Raw genomic sequence first — 16,539 nt, 5'->3', positions numbered from 1 at the left:
ACCGCGAGAGGTTATGCAGAGCTTCCTTAATAAAGCCGCGACCCAGGCCGCTGCGCGTCCCGAGACGCCGCAGCCACGCCTGCCGTTTGACCGACCTGCTCCGCTGGAATTCCAAATATGACTACCACCGCCGATCACCCCTACCGTCTTGTCACCCGTAGCGACTTCGACGGTCTCGTATGCGCCATGCTTCTGAAGGAACTGGCGCTGATCGACGAGATCAAGTTCGTCCACCCCAAGGACATGCAGGACGGCAAGATCGAGATCAGCGATCGCGATATCACCACCAACCTGCCGTATGTCGAAGGCGTGCATCTGGCCTTCGATCACCACTCGTCGGAAACCCTGCGCGTGGGCGCACGTGATAACCACATTATCGATCCGAAAGCGCCCTCGGCGGCACGCGTCGTCTACGACTATTACGGCGGTCAGGAACGCTTTCCGCGTATCTCGGAAGAGATGATGGAAGCAGTCGACCGTGGCGACTCGGCCAACTTCACCAAGGACCAGGTTCTGGACCCACAGGGCTGGGATCTCATGAACTTCATCATGGACGCGCGTACCGGTCTGGGCCGGTTTCGCGAATTCCGTATCAGCAACTATCAGCTGATGATGGAGCTGATCGACTACTGTCTCGATCACCCGGTCGAAGACGTACTCGCTCTGCCGGACGTCAAGGAACGCACGGAGCTCTATTTCGAGCAACAGGAAAAATTCCAGGCACAGGTCGAACGCTGCGCAAGCGTGCACGACAATCTCGTCGTACTCGATCTACGCGACGAAGACACCATCTGGGCCGGCAATCGCTTCATTATCTATGCCCTGTTCCCCGAAACCAACATCTCCATGCATGTCATGTGGGGTTTCCGCCAGCAGAACACCGTGTTTGCCGTGGGCAAGAGCATCTTCGACAAATCCTCGCGTACCGATGTCGGCAAGCTGATGCTGGAGTACGGCGGCGGTGGCCATGCCGCAGCCGGCACCTGTCAGGTCGACAACGCCCGTGCCGACCAGGTCTGCCAGGAACTCATCGAGCGAATTACCGCCGACGGCTGATACGGCGCCCGGCCCGGGGCGTGGTTTCCGCCTCGGGCCGTCGCGTACGCATGTCCCGCGCCCAGTCCTCGCGACGGCACGAAAACCGATCTTGACTATGCCTCAAGCTCGGTTGGCTGCGCTCAAGCAGGCAGGTTGTCCACCAATGAACGCGAAGACACGCGAATAGGGCGAAAGACAGATTGCGCGGCGGCCTTTACCCTACTGGCCACGCACGCGTTAGCCAGCGGGCGCTAGCCGCCGGCGCGCAACAGTGGCGTCGGTCAAAACGCTCGAACACGCGCCGTTGATGGCCGTGTCCGAGCGTCGCTTCAGGCTAGACCGTTTTTCTGGCCTCGGCTTTGGCGGCTTTTTCCGCGCGCTTTTCCTTGAGGGTACGCGTGGGCGCTTTCTTGCCCTGTTTCTTGCGATCCATTCCCTTACTCATGTCCGTTGCTCCTGGCTGTTCATGCGATGGCAATGGCGGCTGGCGTGGCGATCGTATCGCAGGCCGCGCGGGGCGCGGTCACGCCAGCCGGCGGTTGCCCGCGCCCTGGCGCCGACTGCAACCGCACGAATGAGTATATGCCTGTTTGCACACCATGCGGCACACACGATCGCAGCAGGAACCGGGCAGCAGCCGAACGCCGCCTCAACGAAAAAACCCGCTACCCGAACACGTCGGGCAGCGGGCTCGGGCGGGCTGGCCTATTGCAGGTTCAGCTCGTAAACCCGCTCATCGTCGTCGTTCACACGCAGAAAACGGGCATCGAAACTGTCGCTGGCCATGGATTGTTCGGCCACGAAGTTACGGGCCCGATCGGTATTCGGCACGCGGAAGGTTAGCGTCAGGTCCACGCCGCTCTGAATCGGGGCAAACCGCCAGTTGCCATCCGCGGTCGGCGTCACCGGCGTATTGTCGCGGATGTAGTCGGCCAGAATCGTACGGTTGGCATCCGGTGAATTGATCACGATGTGATCGGGGCCGGTGCCGGGGAATTGGCCGCCATTGGCGCGATAGTTGTTGGTCGCCACGATGAATTCCTGGTCGTCGGCGACCGGCTGGCCGTTATAGGTGAGGTCGCGAATACGGCTGGCGTCTTCGTTGATCACCTGGCAGCTGCGGTCGAAACGCGGCGGCTGAGTGACGTCGATCTGGTAGGTCACGCCGTCGATCACGTCGAAGTTATAGGTGGGAAAGCCGGTGTAGTTGACCAGCGGCTGAGCTTCGCTCGAGTCGGGGTCGACCTGGTAGAACTGCGAGGCCGAACATTCCAACCAGCCCTTGAGTTCACTGCCGTCGACCTTCACCGCGACGAGCGTATTCGGGTAGAGATACAGGTCGGCGGCGTTTCGCAGCGTCAGGTCACCGGCGGGCACGGTGGTGAAATCGCTTTCGTTGGCACAGATGCCGTTCCGGTCGCAGGCCTTGAAGGGCGCCGCGGCCGAGAGCACGGGCAGATCCTGCAGATTGACATCGCCCTTGATCAGATTTTCGACATAGGCCTTCTGGGCGTCGGCCACGATCTGTACCGACGGATCGTCCTTGACCAGCGCCAGGAAGCTGAAGATATCGTCGGTGGATTCGCCCAGTGGCTGGCTCATGTAGTCGCGGGTGGCCTGGTCGTCGCTGGCGATGAGCGCCTTGATGGTGCCGTCGGCCTCGACCAGCGATTTGCCGTCAGCGAAAATCGGCCGTGCGATGGCTTTGGCATCGGCCACGCGCCAGGTCTCGGTATCGGGCTCGTAGTTGAGCGTGAAGTCCACGATGCCCAGATGATCGCCCCAGAAACCGGGCATGACCGCGGGTACGCCCTTGATGGTGCCACGCTCCAGATCGACGCCCGGCGTATCGGCAAATGCCGAACCGGGAAACACCAGATGCGCGTGGCCCATCAGGATGGCGTCGATACCTTTCACATCGGCGAGATACCAGCTGCTGTTCTCGGCACGCTTGGCCGGGTCGTAGTCTTCGGTATTCACGCCGGAATGGGCGATGGCTACTACCAGATCGGCGCCTTTCTCTTTCATTTCGGGCACATAGCGCTCGGCCATGGCCTTGATGTCCTTGGTGATGACCGTGCCTTCCAGATTGGAACGATCCCACTGCATGATCTGCGGCGGCACGAAGCCGATAAAGCCGACGGTGATCTCGTGCTGGTGGCCCTCGCGGTCGGTCAACGACTGCGTGACCAGCTTGTAGGGCGAAAAGTACGGCACGTCGTTGTCGGGATTGTTGTCGCCGTCGTCCTTGAAGATGTTGGCGCTGATATAGCCGAAATTGGCATCGTCGACGGCGTTGGCCAGATAGTCCAGCCCGTAATTGAACTCATGATTGCCGTAGTTCGCGACGACATAGTCGAGCGTATTCATCGCCGTATAGACCGGGTGCACCTCGCCCTTGGCCAAGCCTTCAGCGGCACGCCAGTCGCCCATCGGGCTGCCCTGGATGAGATCGCCGTTGTCGACGAGCATGGTGTTGCCGGTGACGTCCATTTCCTCGCGGGCCTGATGCACGAGGGTGGCGGTACGCACCAGGCCGATGCCGGGGTCCGGCGTATCGTTGTAGTAGTTGTAGTCGTTGACGTTGGCGTGGATATCGGTGGTTTCCATCACGCGGAAATCCACGGTCGCCGTCTGTGCGGCCGGCGAATCCGAGTCGCTGTTATCGTTGGCACTCGTGTCGTCGTTGTTGTCGTCGCTACAGCCGCTCAGGGCGGCCCCCAGGGCGAGCGCACTGAAAACCAGCATGCTTTTCGACAGCAGGGGCATACGTTGCATAAAAGTCATGATGAAAACCGCGGGATATGAGTTGTAGATAAAAGGCGGATCAGTTGCCGCACTGAACGATCGCCAGCGAGTCCACCGACTCGATGCTGGCCTCGCCGGCATATTCGTCGCGCTGGCCGCCACGCACGGAGACGGTTTCGTCGACGATGCCGGGGTTGTTGGCCGGGCTGTACATGCCGCGCTGGTCGGATTCGAGCTTGACCACAATGGTGGCGCTACCGGCGAGATCGCCCAGGCGCATCGCGTACGGGTCGTTCACGCCTTCGATGACCCGGCCGACGACATCCAGCGAGGTGCCGTTCGAGGCGGCCCGAGCCGTGGCCACCGACACGCCGTTGTCGTCGCCGCATTCGCCGGCGTCATTGCCGGCCGAGGCATCGACGATTTCCAGATCGCGGGTGGATTCCAGGCTCGGCCCATCGATATAGACGTCGCGGGTGCCGGTCACGCGCAGCGTCTTGCCGACGAGCGACGGATCGTTCTGGGGGCTGAAGCGCTCGCGATCGCCGGCCTCGAGCTTGACGTAGATCCGCTCGGAGTCGTCGTCGAGATCGGCCATTTCCAGCGCGTACTGATCGTTGACCGCTCGGGTGATACGCCCGATCGCCGTCAGCGTGGTGCCTTCGCTGGAGGCCAGCGCCTCGCGCACCGATACCGCGTCGCCGCTATCCGGGTCGGGCGAGGACGTACCGCCACCCACCGGCTGCGGCGCACCGTAGGCACCGTCGGCAAAGGTGGCCGGGTCGAACGGATCGTAGCCGCTATCGGGCTGGCGCCAGGGCGAACCATTGTCGGGGGCGGATTTCTCCACGTCGGCCATGGGCGTAGGCGTGGCCTCGCCGGCCGGATGCTCGGCGCTGGCGAACTGCGTATAGCTTTCCGGCGTGGCCAGCCAGTCGACGATCTGTGTCGACAGCCGGGCGGCGTTGCCGCTGTCGGTCCAGCCTGGGTAGGTGCTCTTGTCGTTGCCGTTCTCTTCACGGCGATAGCGTGGCGTGTCGTCCTCGATGGGGCTGGAATCGCCGATGAAGGCGGCCTTGCCCTGCCCGGCCTTGGCGATGGCGACGTAGGGGCCTTCCTCGCGGCCGCCGAAATACACGCCCCGATCGACCGCCGGGCCCCACTTCTCGGGGCTGTCGCTGGGCGAGAAGTACACCAGCCCCTTGGCGCGGCTCGCATCCACGATCGCCAGTGTGGCCCCGCCGGCCATGAGGACCGGCTCCACGCCTTCGGTCAGTCCCTCGACGGCTGCCGGATCTTCGATGCCGCTGACACCGGATTTCCAGTCGATGCCGTTGAAGCGATAGCGTACGCCGAAGATTTCGGCCAGCCAGCCGGCATCCGCCGCACCCGGGTTGCGCAGATCGCCGTAGGCGCCGCCCTTGTTATAGCGGGTGAGGTCCGAGCGGTTGTAGCCGTTGAACACCTCGGTGGCATCCCAGGTGTTCAGATTGCGATCGGCGTTGTAGCGATCGGCAATGAAATAGATGCCGCCGCCCTCGGACACGAAGCGCTCGAGTGCGTCCTGTTCTGCCTGGGTGAAGGGGCGGTTGCTTTCGGCCAGTACCAGCACGCTGGCCTGACGAATGCCGGCATAGGTGATGACAGCCTCGTTGGCGTCGGTCGCCGACTGGCTCGGGCTGCTGTAGTCGTCGACGAAATCGATGATGCCGTTGTCGTTCTTGTCGACGCCGCGGTATTCGCCCACGGTATAGCCACGTGCCACCAGCGCATCGGCAAAGTCTGAAAAGCCGCCGTCGAGCACCCAGTCGGCATTGCCCTGGGTGGCCCCGTGGGAGACATCGAACAGCACCGTCTTGCCGTTGTCGGCAGCCGCGCTCGGTGTCTTGATCGGTGCCGGGTAGTTCCAGCCATAGGGCGCGGCATTGGCGCTACTGACATAGGCCAGCGAACACGCGGCTATGGCCAGCGCGCTACGAATCCATCGGCTTTTCATGGCGTTCCCCCTGCGTGTCGAGCCTGGGACGCTAGCAGCCGAATATGAATTTTTTATGTGTAGCCGATCGCGGTTTCGGGCGGCGGCTTGGACAAACGCACTGGATCAGTGGGCGGTACGCAACGCGGCGTCGACCTCGGCGGCCGCACGTTCGCCGGATTCCAGCGCACCTTCGATATACCCGGTCCATTCGGTCGCGGTTTCGGTGCCGGCCCAATGGATACGCCCGGTCGGCCGCCGGAAGGCAGGCCCGAGCCGGCTGAGCGTGCCGGGCGTAGGTACGCCTACATAGCAGCCGTGACTGTAGGGGGCCGTCGTCCAGTCATAGTCGACATAGTCCAGCGGCTTTGCCGCCGCCGGGCCGAACGCGTTCGCCAGCCCTGCAAGTACGGCATCGCGGCGCGCGGTATCATCGCCGCTGTACTGCGTGGCGAGACGCCCGGCCACGAAACCGGCGAGCACGCCCATGCTTTCATCGGCCGGGCTGGCATCGAACACGGGCGACAACGGCGATCGATTGCTCACCAGTTCGCCCGACAGCCCGGCCTCGCGCCAGAACGCACGCGGATAGGCAATTACACACTTGATGACCGAGCCCATCGGCAAGCCCTGCGCCAACTGGATACGTTCAGCGCAGGCTGGCGTGATGGTCATCGCCGCCGTTGCCGAGGGCGCCAGCGCCATGATCAGCCGACGGGCGTGATAGCCGCGGCCGTCTGACAGACGAACCGAGACGCGATCGTCCTGCTGGGTGATGGCGACGACTTCGGCGCCGGTCTGCACGACTTCGCCGAGCGTATCGGCCAGCCAGCGCGCCAGTTGCTGCATGCCGCCATCGACGATGAACGCCTGCGCGCCGCCGGTGGTGCCCACCAGATAATCGAGACTACGATTGGCACGCAGGTATTGCAGAAAACCCAACATGGAAATCTGTGCCGGCTCCACACAGAAGATCGCCCGCGCGGCGGCATCGAACAGCGCCCGCGCGCCGGCCGAGCGCACCCAGCGCCGACGCCACTGATCCAGCGTCAATGCATCCAGGCGTTCGGCACGGGCGTGCTGCCAGGGTGCGTCGGCACGAACGCCGCGTTTGAGCCATTCGATACGCTGCATCGCCAGCGCCGTTTCCGCCAGGGCCAGTGGCGAGGCCGGCGGAATCACACCGGAAAAACGCCGCAGCCGGTCGCCGATCTGCAGCAGATGCTTGCCCTGATCGTATTGGGCCACGAGCGTCGCCCCCGCCTCGCCCGCCAGGGCCACGAGCCGTTCGTGGCCGGCGCCCACCCACTGGCCGCCCACGTCGACCGTGCGTGCAGCCAATCGTGCAGCGCGTACGCGGCCCCCCACGACATCGCGCGCCTCGAGCACGCGCACGCTCTGACCGGCCGCGGCCAGCCGGCGAGCGGCCGTCAGCCCGGAAAAGCCGGCGCCCACCACCAGCGCATCGAGCAGTTCACCGTCACGCAACAGGCATTTCCAGCGTCATATCTGGGTACAGCCTACGCGCTTGTCCGGGCGAACCGAAAAGCGCCACCCTCGCGTTCCGCCTCTTTCTCGCCTGCCCTGCCACCTCATCTACACGCGGCTAGCGCCAGCGACGGGCTTCGATACGCAGACGCCCCTGAATACCCGGCTGGGCACTCTGCTCGATCGGGATCTCGAAACGCAGGCCGTCGGGGTTGTTTTCGGCCTGGTTGATATCGCGTCCGGTCGCGCTGATACCGGGCTTGCCGGGATTGGTGCTCTGGAAACCGTATTTCGCCCGCCAGCCGCTGGGCGCGTCCTTATCGGGTATCGCTTCCACGAGAATGAGATCGCGATAGATGAAGCCACCTTCGTAGTGGCGATTCAGAAAAGCAATGCCATCGACTTCATAATCCGGTACCAGCACTTTCAGATCGAAGCCGAAGCTGATCGATTTCGAGGCTTTCACGCTCTTGTCGGGATCGAGAAACGCAGAGAACAGATGCGGGCTCTGGCGCCGGTCGGGCGTGCGCCGGCCATTCGCGTCGGCCGGAAACAGCGCATCGTAGGTACGAAAAATCGCCGACTGTTCACGTGCCATACGGCGGGTCATCTCCCACTGGCAGCCCCGCAGCGTCACCACGATCTCGAACTGGTAGGACGCCCGGACCTTGTGCCCGGCCTCGAATTCTTTCTGCACCTCGGCGGGCAGCGTGATCGCATCGATATCGAGATGGCCATCCACGCGCATGCCGCCGAACAGAAACCGGGTAAGGTTCTGGTAGCCCTCTTCGGAATTGACGATGCCGTAGTAGCCGGAATGGCTGCGATTGACGAACGCCCGTGGCGAGCCGACCTCGTTGCCGTCGGCATCGGCGCCATGCGTGGTCGCGTTATCGATACGCACCAGCCCGTCACTGGCCTCACCGGCAGCCCAGGCCGACAGCCCACGCACCGCCGTATAGTCGCGGGCGTTCGTGCCCACGAGGTTGAACACGCGATCGGCCGGAAAATTCACCACCCGCGACACATCCGGGCCTTCGGGCAGGGCCAGATAGTCGGCCATGCGCTTGCGGTTGAAGTTGTTCACGTCGCCAAAGGAAAACCAGCCGGGCACATTGCGCACGATGCGCAGATCGATCCCGTTATGCGGCGTGGCATAGGTAAAGAACTTGTCGACAGCTTGTCGCGCGGGCGCCGAGCCCAGTTGCGGGTTTTGCAGAAACGCACGACAGACCAGCCCGCCCATGGAATGCGCGACCAGATACACCCGAAAATCATCCGGGGCCACACCGTTGTCGGGATTCGCACAGACCTTGTCACGCAGACGCAGAATCAGCCGGTCCAGACCGCGAGCGAAATGCTCGATCGGCGGCGTAACGCTGGCATCGCCGAAATCCTGCGAGGCTTCGTCGTAATAGCGATAGATGACGATGCACTGATAGGGAATCGGCAGCCGGCTGTGTTCGGCGGCCACCAGATCGTCGCCTTCGACGAATACGTCCTGATACTTGTGATCGCTCATCAGCCGCACGAGCGGCGATTCGAAATAAAAGCGTTTGACGTCGCCGGTCCAGGCCACGCGGGCCTTGGTGGAGCCGATATTGAAACCCATATACGGGTCGGCCACGGTATCTTCGATTTCGCCCTGGGTAGCGGCAAAACCGCGCACATAGATAATCGGATGATACGGATGCTTCGAATTCGACGACATAGCCCACCCCTGACACGCTGTCCAATCACGCCCTGCCCACCCGGCCGGCGCGACGCCCCGGCACTTTGGAAATAAAGCTACGCCGATCGCCAATCGCCGTAGCGGGCTGATTGAATCGACTTCCCGGTGCTCATTGAAAAAGCCGCTGCGAAACAGCGGCTTTTTCACGCACTGGTAATTGGTCGAATAGACAGAATTAGGCGCTTCGATATAGCCACGCGCCATTACTGCACGCTGACCAGCCAGTGCGCGCACCGCTGACTAGCCGATGGCGCCAGCCGCGATCCAAATCGGCGTGCGGGATCAACGCCTTAGTACGGTGGCCCAGGCCGTGCACCATGCGCTTGGCTGGGCCGCCGACCGCGCACACGCTCTCGCCCATGACGTCGGGCCGGCCCTAACGCCTGCACCCACGCATGTAAGGCGTTGCGCGAGCGCGCGGGTCAGACGTTCCACACGCGGCGCCCGAGCACGTGCCGGCCAGACGACGATGCCGGCCGTCTTGGTTTCGAGATATTCGGCGATGCCTTCCTGGGCGCCCTCGCGGCCCATACCGCTATCTTTCATGCCGCCGAAAGGCGCGGCCGCGCTGGTGGGGTTGATATCGTTAATGCCGAAGTCGAGGCCTTCGAAGGCACGCATTTCCAACCGGGCCGCAGCGCAGGAGGACGGCCAGCGCTTCGAACGCAGCCCGGACCCAACCGAACCCGGTATCGAAGCACACGCCAGGCCGCGATCGGCCATTCCCGAAGAACAGCCGCCGGGTTCTATCTCTCAGGCTTTGGCAACGTTCTAGGCTCTGACGATTCTTCTAGACCGTGCCCGCGCTACGCCGAGTAGTCACGCACGTTATCGAGCACCCAGGCATCCTCGGCGAGGGCTTCGCCATGGCCATGCAGCACGTTTACGCTGCCGGTACCTTCCATGATCACCGCCTGGATCGTGGTGTAGTCGACGATGTTGGCGCTGCGCACGATACGGCGCAGATCGTCTTCGGTGACCCGCGCCACGCGCATGTTTTCAGCAAGCATGCGACCGCCCTCGCCCATGAGCCGTATCGGCCGGTTGTCGACGGCGCTTTCGACCGCCGTCATGCGCGTGCGCCAGCGCGATACCACGAGCTGAAAGCCGTAGAGCAGCAGCAGCGCGAACGCGCCTGCCATCAGCGAGGGGGTCTTGGCCACGATCGTGGTCGCAATGGTCGAGCCGATCGCCACCATGATCGCCACGTCGAACGTCGACATTTCGGCAAAACTGCGTACACCGGCCACGCGTACGAAAACCAGGACCGCCGCATACATCGCGAGGGTGCTGCAAAACACCCACAGCAGCGCCTGCGGTGAGGCCACAAACCATTCATACGCCATATCTTCTACCCGTATAACCATTGGGAGGGCGGCGCAGCGTACGCCACCTTCCCCGAGGTAGAAAGCACAAGCCGATTACCCGTCTAAGCGATTCGGTTGGCGACGTCCGGGCTACGGCTCCGACGCTCAGACCACCAGGCCGGCGGTCTTGGTTTCGAGATATTCGGCAATGCCTTCCTGGGCACCCTCGCGACCCATGCCGCTGTCTTTCATGCCGCCGAAAGGCGCGGCCGCGCTGGTGGGGTTGATATCGTTAATGCCGATAATGCCGAAGTCCAGGCCTTCGAACGCACGCATGGCAGTGGAGAGGTTTTCGCTGTAGACATAGGCCGCGAGGCCATAGGCCGTATCGTTGGCCAGCGCGATCAGATCATCGGTGTCGCGATAGGTGATAACCGGTGCGATCGGGCCGAAGGTTTCTTCGCGATAGATCTGCATCTCGGGGGTCACACCGGCCAGAATCGTCGGCGCATAGAAATGCCCGGACGCCAGCGCGCCCTCACGCATGCGCGTGCCGCCGTGCACGACCGTCGCGCCCTGGTCCACGGCGTCCTGTACCTGGGCATCGATCTTGTCGACCGCGGCCTCATTGATCAGCGGGCCGATGCCAATGCCCTCTTCCATGCCATTGCCCACCCGCAGGCGCGCAACACGGCGAGTGAGTTCGCCCAGAAACGCCTCGCCATGATCTTCGTGCACATAGATACGGTTCGGGCTGATACAGGCCTGACCCATGTTGAGAAACTTCACCAGCGACAGGCCCTTGGCGGCGTGTACCGGATCGGCATCGGGGAACACCAGTGCGGGCGCATGGCCGCCCAGCTCCATGGACACACGCTTCAAGTGCAAGGCGGCCTCGGCGTTGAGCTTTCGCCCCACTGCAGTCGAACCGGTGAAGGTGAGCTTGCGCACCCGGGCATCGCTACAAAACGCCTGGCCGGTCGCGGTGGGATCCGACACAGTCAGCAGATTGACCACACCTTTGGGAAAGCCCGCCGCTTCGAAGATCTCGAACATGGCCTTGGCACACAGCGGCGTGCTCTCGGCCGGCTTGAGCACCACGGTACAACCCGCCGCCAGCGCGGGGCCCAGCTTGCGTGTGATCATGGAGATGGGATAGTTCCAGGGCGTGATTGCGCCGACCACACCGACCGGATCGCGCCGCACCATGAAGCGCTGGTTCTCGCGCGCCGAGGGCACGAGTTGACCATAGACCCGCTTGGCTTCTTCGGCGAACCAGAGCAGAAAATCCGCTCCGTAGCCCACTTCGGCCAGCGATGCCTTGAGCGGCTTGCCCTGCTCGCGGGTCATCAGTTCGGCCAGCTCTCGCTTGCGCTCGTTCATCAACTGCCAGGCGCGATACAGCAGCTCGGAACGGTGATAGGCCGTGGTCGCCCGCCAGCTGGCAAACGCCGTGTGGGCGGCCTCGATCGCGGCCTCGATATCCGCTTGGTTGCAGTCCGGCACCGTATCGATCGTCTCGCCGGTGGCCGGGTTGGTGACCGCAAACGTCGGCCGGCCATCGAGCCATTCGCCGTTGATGAACATCGCTTACTCCAAGGAAATGGGACCGCCCGCGCTTGCGGACATATGAATTATGTTTTTTCGTTCATGTGCTTGCACGACACTCTAGAGCGCCACGCCGAGACTGACCAGCAGCAGATGCATGCCCTGCACGAGCGCTATGACAAGAATCAGCGCTACCGGATAGACCGAGGAATACGCCACGATCGGCCGCTCCGATTTATCCACCTGGTGGATGATGTCGAGGCCCGGGGTGAAGGTCATGCCGCCGCAGATCACGCCAAAGCATTCGCTGACCGGGATCTTGAGCAGATAGTGGCCCACCAGAAAGCTGCCCGCCATCGGCACGACCGCGAACAGCAAAGCATAGAAGGCGTAGTAGATCGCCTGAATATCCAGTGACTCGACAAAGCTCTGGCCGGTTTCCAGCCCGACCTGGACGAAGAACAGCGCCAGGCCCAGCTCCTTGAGGACCAGCGTGGCGTTACGCGGGAAACGGCCGATGAAATTGCCGATTCGCCCGAAGTGGCCAAAAATCAGTCCGGCCACCAGCGCCCCGCCGGCAATCCCGAGCGAAAACGGCCCCAACCCCGGTAGCGGCACCACGATCCCGCCGATCGCAAAGGCCAGAAACAGCACCGCCGCCAGCGAGCCGATATCCACCCGCCGCTGCACCGTGTGGTGTTCGTGGCCTAGAAACTGTTCGACCTGATCCAGCTGATACGGCGAGCCCACCGCGACCACGACATCGCCATCGGCCAGCGCCTGATCCTCCGACGGCACGAATTCGACATCGGCACGGATGATCCGGGTCAACGTCGCATTGAATCGCAGTTGCAGGCCCAGATCGCGCAGCGAGCGATTGATCACCGACGTGTTCTCGACCACGATCGAGCGGGTATCAAGCTCGGCCTGACCATCGAAAGATTCGTGCACTTCCTCGCCGATGTCCACGCCGGCCGCCGCGACGTTCTCGGGCAGGCCTTCCAGGCGCAGCAGATCGCCGGTTTGCAACACCGTACTGCCGCTCGCCGGCTGCACGGACAAATCACGCAACAAGCCCGATACCACCACATCGTGGGTCCGAAACTGGGCCACATCGCGAATCAGCCGACCGTGCAAGGCTTCGTTTTCGAGCTTGAATACTGCCGTGTGCAGCCGGCTGTGGCCCTGAATCTCGGCCTCCATCTTGCCGCGTAACAAACGCACCGCGATCGATATGAACAGAATCACCCCGATCAGGCCGAACGGATAGGCCACGCCGTAGCCGAAGATCACCTGCTCGTCCGGGCTGAACTGCAAGGCGCTGATCAAGGCCGGGCTGGAGGTGAAAGCACCCGCGAACAGACCGAGCCCCAGCCCGATCGGAATACCGCTCAGGAAAATGATCGCGACCGTATTCACCCAGGAGATGAGCAACAACACGAGCACATTGGAGATGAAGCGCCGGCCGTACTGCTTGAAGGCACGAAAGAAACTCGGCCCGGCCTCCAGACCGACACACAGCAGAAACAGCACGATGCCCAGGTTCTGCAGGATGGGCACCGGCTCGAACTGAAAGAAATAACCGGCCACCATCGCGGCAATGAGTACGCCACTGGAGCCGAAACCAACCCCCTTGATAGTGAGGTTCCCGAAGGCGATGCCCACGAGAATGATGAGGAAAGTGACCACCAGCTCCGATTGACGAAAAAAGATCTCAATCGGAATCAAAGTGTCGACTTCGCCCATCCGCCGCTCCCAAGGCCCATGTAGAGCCGTAGATATTTACAGCGTCGGGGATATTTCGCAATGCTTGCGCGCAGTTAGCGGGCAGTACGCCGAGGGATCGGATCTGCCCCGCGCTCACCGACTCGCGCCGGCGCATCTTATCGTTGCGATCACGACGGACAGGCTATGTGCTATTTGGCCAGCGCCTGCCATGCCGGCGCAGGCCTGGCTTAGACGAAACACGGCCGCAGGCGTGCAACGGCGCGGGTGAGCGTGCCGATAAAACGCCTAGCCGCAGTCTTTGTGCACAGAGCTCCTGCGAATACAGGGCGCTAGCCCATGGAATCGCTGATTACATTCCGTGAAAAAAAGTTGGCATCGAAACGTCTCAACGGTCTTGGCCGCGTAGATAATAGGCCATTAAAACAGGTCACACGGCTCGGGCAGCACAAGCCCAAATACGCCACAGGAAATATCCGCGCCGTAATATATAAAAAGCCTAAGCGCGCCTACTCCCGCAAACTGCGACGCGGCGTCTTTTACGCAAGCTGGTTGATCATTCCCTCGTCACCGCCTACTAAATGATATGAACAAACTCGCGGGACTCGCGCTCGCTATTCTGGCCCTGTTGCTTGTGCCTTCTATCGCGGTTTCTCGCGACTACGACGAAGCCGAACTACATCGTATTGGCGAAGATCTGAAATTCGCGCTCACCTGCGGTGGAGACTTCGACTTGACCTTCGGCCCAGACGAGATATGCATATCCTCGGTCTGGATACAGGATGACGCCAACGCGATATTTATCGGCTTCGAGCTAAAAAGCGAATCGGAGTTCGAGCGTATTGCCGACACGATGGATCACGAAGTCGCGCTGGGGCTGATATATCGGTCTCTACTCAAGCAAGAAAGAAACTTGCTCAGAAGCAATGCGATCAGTGGAGACACGAAGGCGTGGATTCGACAAGCAGGCGGTCTTAAGCGAACGACTATCAGCCTCACGTATCCACGCGGGGACGAAATCGTCTGGATAATTCGGACTGATCAGGGTCAGTGTGGGTACATCGTGCGTCCCGCGAGTGATTTCTATAATCCGAAATCTCATCAATCTGGACAGTAAGACAGCGCCATGCCGACGAGCCCGATTCAATTGCGAAACGGCGCAGTAAACGCTTCCGATCCCGCACTTCAGACATAAAAAGGCCCCGACGCCAAAGGCGCCGGGGCCGTGGTACTTCGCGGCAAAGCCGCGATAAAACCAGCGCTAGTAAATACCCTGCGTATCCGGCGTTTCCAGCGTGCCGGCATCCACCACGAGGTTGATCGTGGCCAGTTCGTCGCCGCTGATCGAGTCCATGCCGTTCACGGCCTCGATGAAGCGGGCACGCTCGCCATCCGATACCAGATCCTTGGTGTAGTCGGCCAGCTTGGCTTCGTAGTCCGGGCGCTGCCAGGGCGTGTCGCCGCCGGGGTGGGCGTTGGCACGGGTCTTTTCGTCGGCCACTTCGCTGCCGTCGGCCAGGGTGATGATCATGCGCCCGCCGTAGGCCTGCACGTTCGGATCCTGGTCGTGGTAGAGGTCTTCCCAGCGCTGGTCGAACTGGGTTTCGATACGGGCCATCAGCGCACGCAGTTCGTCTTTTTCAGCCTGCGTCATCTGGTAAGCGCGGTCCTTGTGGAACTCGCCGGCCTGAATACAACGGGCGATGGCGAACATGATGCTGTGATCCAGCGTGCCGCGCGGCGAATCCGGGTCGATCTTCTGCGGGTCCTGGGCATCGGTGCCAATCACGTGATGGGTGTGATGGCTGGTTTCCAGCACGATCTTCTCGATCTGATCGAGATCGATGTCGTCGCCTTTCTTGGGCAGCTGAGCGCGCAGTTCCAGCGCCAGGTCGATGATGGCCTGGCCCTGATATTCGAAGGCGTACTGCTTCGGATAGGTCTTCATGATGTTGCGCAGGCCGTCCACGCCCGGCTCGGCCAGCTCCACCTTGTAGACGGCGTTTTCGTCATCGCGCCCGTTCAGGAACCGACGGATGATGGAATCCACGCCTTCGTAGACCGGGTTCGGGCCCTTGAGCCCGTGCATGGCGTGGTGGACGGCCTTGATGGAAATCTCGGCCGAAAAGCCCGGCACGAATTCCTTCTGGGCGCCGATATCGCCCTTGCGGGACTGGCGCGAGGAAATGGCGTTATGCACCGCGAAGTTGATCGCGTGATACGTCTGCTCGGTGGTCAGCCCGAGCATGGACGACAGACCGGCCGCGGTGCCCGCGGCGATATGGGTCATGTGGTCGACCTTGTGCTTGTGCAGGCAAATGCCCGTGCCGTCGCCGGTGCCCACCAGCGCCACATGCACTTCATAGGCCACCACGATACCGCGCAGGATATCCGCGCCGGACACACCCATATGCTGGCCCACGGCAATAATCGGCGAGATGTTGTCGTCCGGATGCGAATACTCGGCCGCCAGATAGCAGTCGTCGTTATCCAGAAAACGCACGGCCACCGCATTGGCAAAGGCGGCCGGCACCGGCGCGAAGGTGTCGGTCAAGCCCCAGACGGTGGCCTTGCCGGTGCCCTTCGAGCCCTGCGCATCGCTGCGGGCGACCTTCACGGCACGCTCGTTGGCGGCGCCGAGCGCGATCGCAGCGTTATCGATGATGCGGTTCTTGGCCATCGCCACGGCCTCGTCGTCCTGCGGCGCGTCCTTCGCACGCGTGGCCAGCTCGGCCAGCTTCCAGGCCAGCTGCTGCTCGCGGGCCAGATCGCCGCTGGTTTTCTCGACGGCAACGGTGTGGATCGTAGCGGTCATACAACACATTCCTTCTGATTGAACGGGCTCGCCGGCACAGCGCGGCTTTTTCGTGGGCCCGATGTTAAACGATTTGGCGATGGGCCACGCCCACAAGCGCGGCGAGAACGAGCGGACGGGCACAATCCATCGATTCCGGGCTGAGCGTCTGGCTTGCCATACG

Annotated in this window: 11 protein-coding genes and 1 pseudogene; 3 read left to right on the top strand and 9 right to left on the bottom strand. The window is 62.3% G+C overall.

The window, feature by feature from the left end:
- Positions 1-117 precede the first annotated feature (117 nt).
- The gene (locus tag S4A8_RS12240; protein WP_353220357.1) at positions 118-1,056 is read left to right on the top strand and encodes an exopolyphosphatase; all 939 of its coding nucleotides are present in this window, start codon (positions 118-120) and stop codon (positions 1,054-1,056) included.
- Positions 1,057-1,743: 687 nt separating this feature from the next.
- Here S4A8_RS12240 and S4A8_RS12235 read toward each other — a convergent pair.
- From S4A8_RS12235 to S4A8_RS12200, 8 genes and pseudogenes are all read right to left on the bottom strand, one after another.
- A complete protein-coding gene (locus S4A8_RS12235; RefSeq protein WP_353220356.1) occupies positions 1,744-3,825 on the bottom strand; it encodes a bifunctional 2',3'-cyclic-nucleotide 2'-phosphodiesterase/3'-nucleotidase in 2,082 nt (693 codons plus the stop codon).
- Positions 3,826-3,865: 40 nt separating this feature from the next.
- Positions 3,866-5,782, bottom strand: a complete 1,917-nt coding sequence (locus S4A8_RS12230) for a hypothetical protein (RefSeq protein WP_353220355.1) — start codon at positions 5,780-5,782, stop codon at positions 3,866-3,868.
- A gap of 105 nt (positions 5,783-5,887) precedes the next feature.
- A complete protein-coding gene (locus S4A8_RS12225) occupies positions 5,888-7,249 on the bottom strand; it encodes a flavin monoamine oxidase family protein (protein ID WP_353220354.1) in 1,362 nt (453 codons plus the stop codon).
- Between the two features lie 118 nt (positions 7,250-7,367).
- Positions 7,368-8,960 carry a PGAP1-like alpha/beta domain-containing protein gene (locus S4A8_RS12220; RefSeq protein ID WP_353220353.1) on the bottom strand — a complete coding sequence of 531 codons (1,593 nt, stop codon included), beginning with the start codon at positions 8,958-8,960 and terminating at the stop codon, positions 7,368-7,370.
- 483 nt (positions 8,961-9,443) lie between these two features.
- Positions 9,444-9,602: pseudogene (locus S4A8_RS12215) on the bottom strand (aldehyde dehydrogenase family protein); the annotation flags it as partial.
- A gap of 185 nt (positions 9,603-9,787) precedes the next feature.
- Positions 9,788-10,327, bottom strand: a complete 540-nt coding sequence (locus S4A8_RS12210) for a DUF421 domain-containing protein (protein WP_353176403.1) — start codon at positions 10,325-10,327, stop codon at positions 9,788-9,790.
- A gap of 126 nt (positions 10,328-10,453) precedes the next feature.
- Entirely contained in the window at positions 10,454-11,875 is a 1,422-nt protein-coding gene (locus S4A8_RS12205; RefSeq protein WP_353220352.1) for an NAD-dependent succinate-semialdehyde dehydrogenase, read from the bottom strand.
- 81 nt (positions 11,876-11,956) lie between these two features.
- A complete protein-coding gene (locus tag S4A8_RS12200) occupies positions 11,957-13,582 on the bottom strand; it encodes an aspartate:alanine exchanger family transporter (protein WP_353220351.1) in 1,626 nt (541 codons plus the stop codon).
- A 318-nt stretch (positions 13,583-13,900) separates the two neighbouring features.
- On the opposite strand from S4A8_RS12200, the gene S4A8_RS12195 reads away from it, so the two are divergent.
- Positions 13,901-14,146 carry a hypothetical protein gene (locus S4A8_RS12195; protein ID WP_353220350.1) on the top strand — a complete coding sequence of 82 codons (246 nt, stop codon included), beginning with the start codon at positions 13,901-13,903 and terminating at the stop codon, positions 14,144-14,146.
- Position 14,147: 1 nt separating this feature from the next.
- Positions 14,148-14,678, top strand: a complete 531-nt coding sequence (locus tag S4A8_RS12190) for a hypothetical protein (RefSeq protein WP_353220349.1) — start codon at positions 14,148-14,150, stop codon at positions 14,676-14,678.
- Positions 14,679-14,822: 144 nt separating this feature from the next.
- Here the strand turns inward: S4A8_RS12190 and S4A8_RS12185 are convergent, their stop codons facing one another.
- Positions 14,823-16,376 carry an MmgE/PrpD family protein gene (locus tag S4A8_RS12185; protein ID WP_353220348.1) on the bottom strand — a complete coding sequence of 518 codons (1,554 nt, stop codon included), beginning with the start codon at positions 16,374-16,376 and terminating at the stop codon, positions 14,823-14,825.
- Positions 16,377-16,539 lie beyond the last annotated feature (163 nt).

The organism is Salinisphaera sp. S4-8, from assembly GCF_040361235.1.
In the GTDB taxonomy this organism is placed as follows: domain Bacteria; phylum Pseudomonadota; class Gammaproteobacteria; order Nevskiales; family Salinisphaeraceae; genus Salinisphaera.
This window is presented reverse-complemented; position numbering and strand designations above follow the sequence as displayed.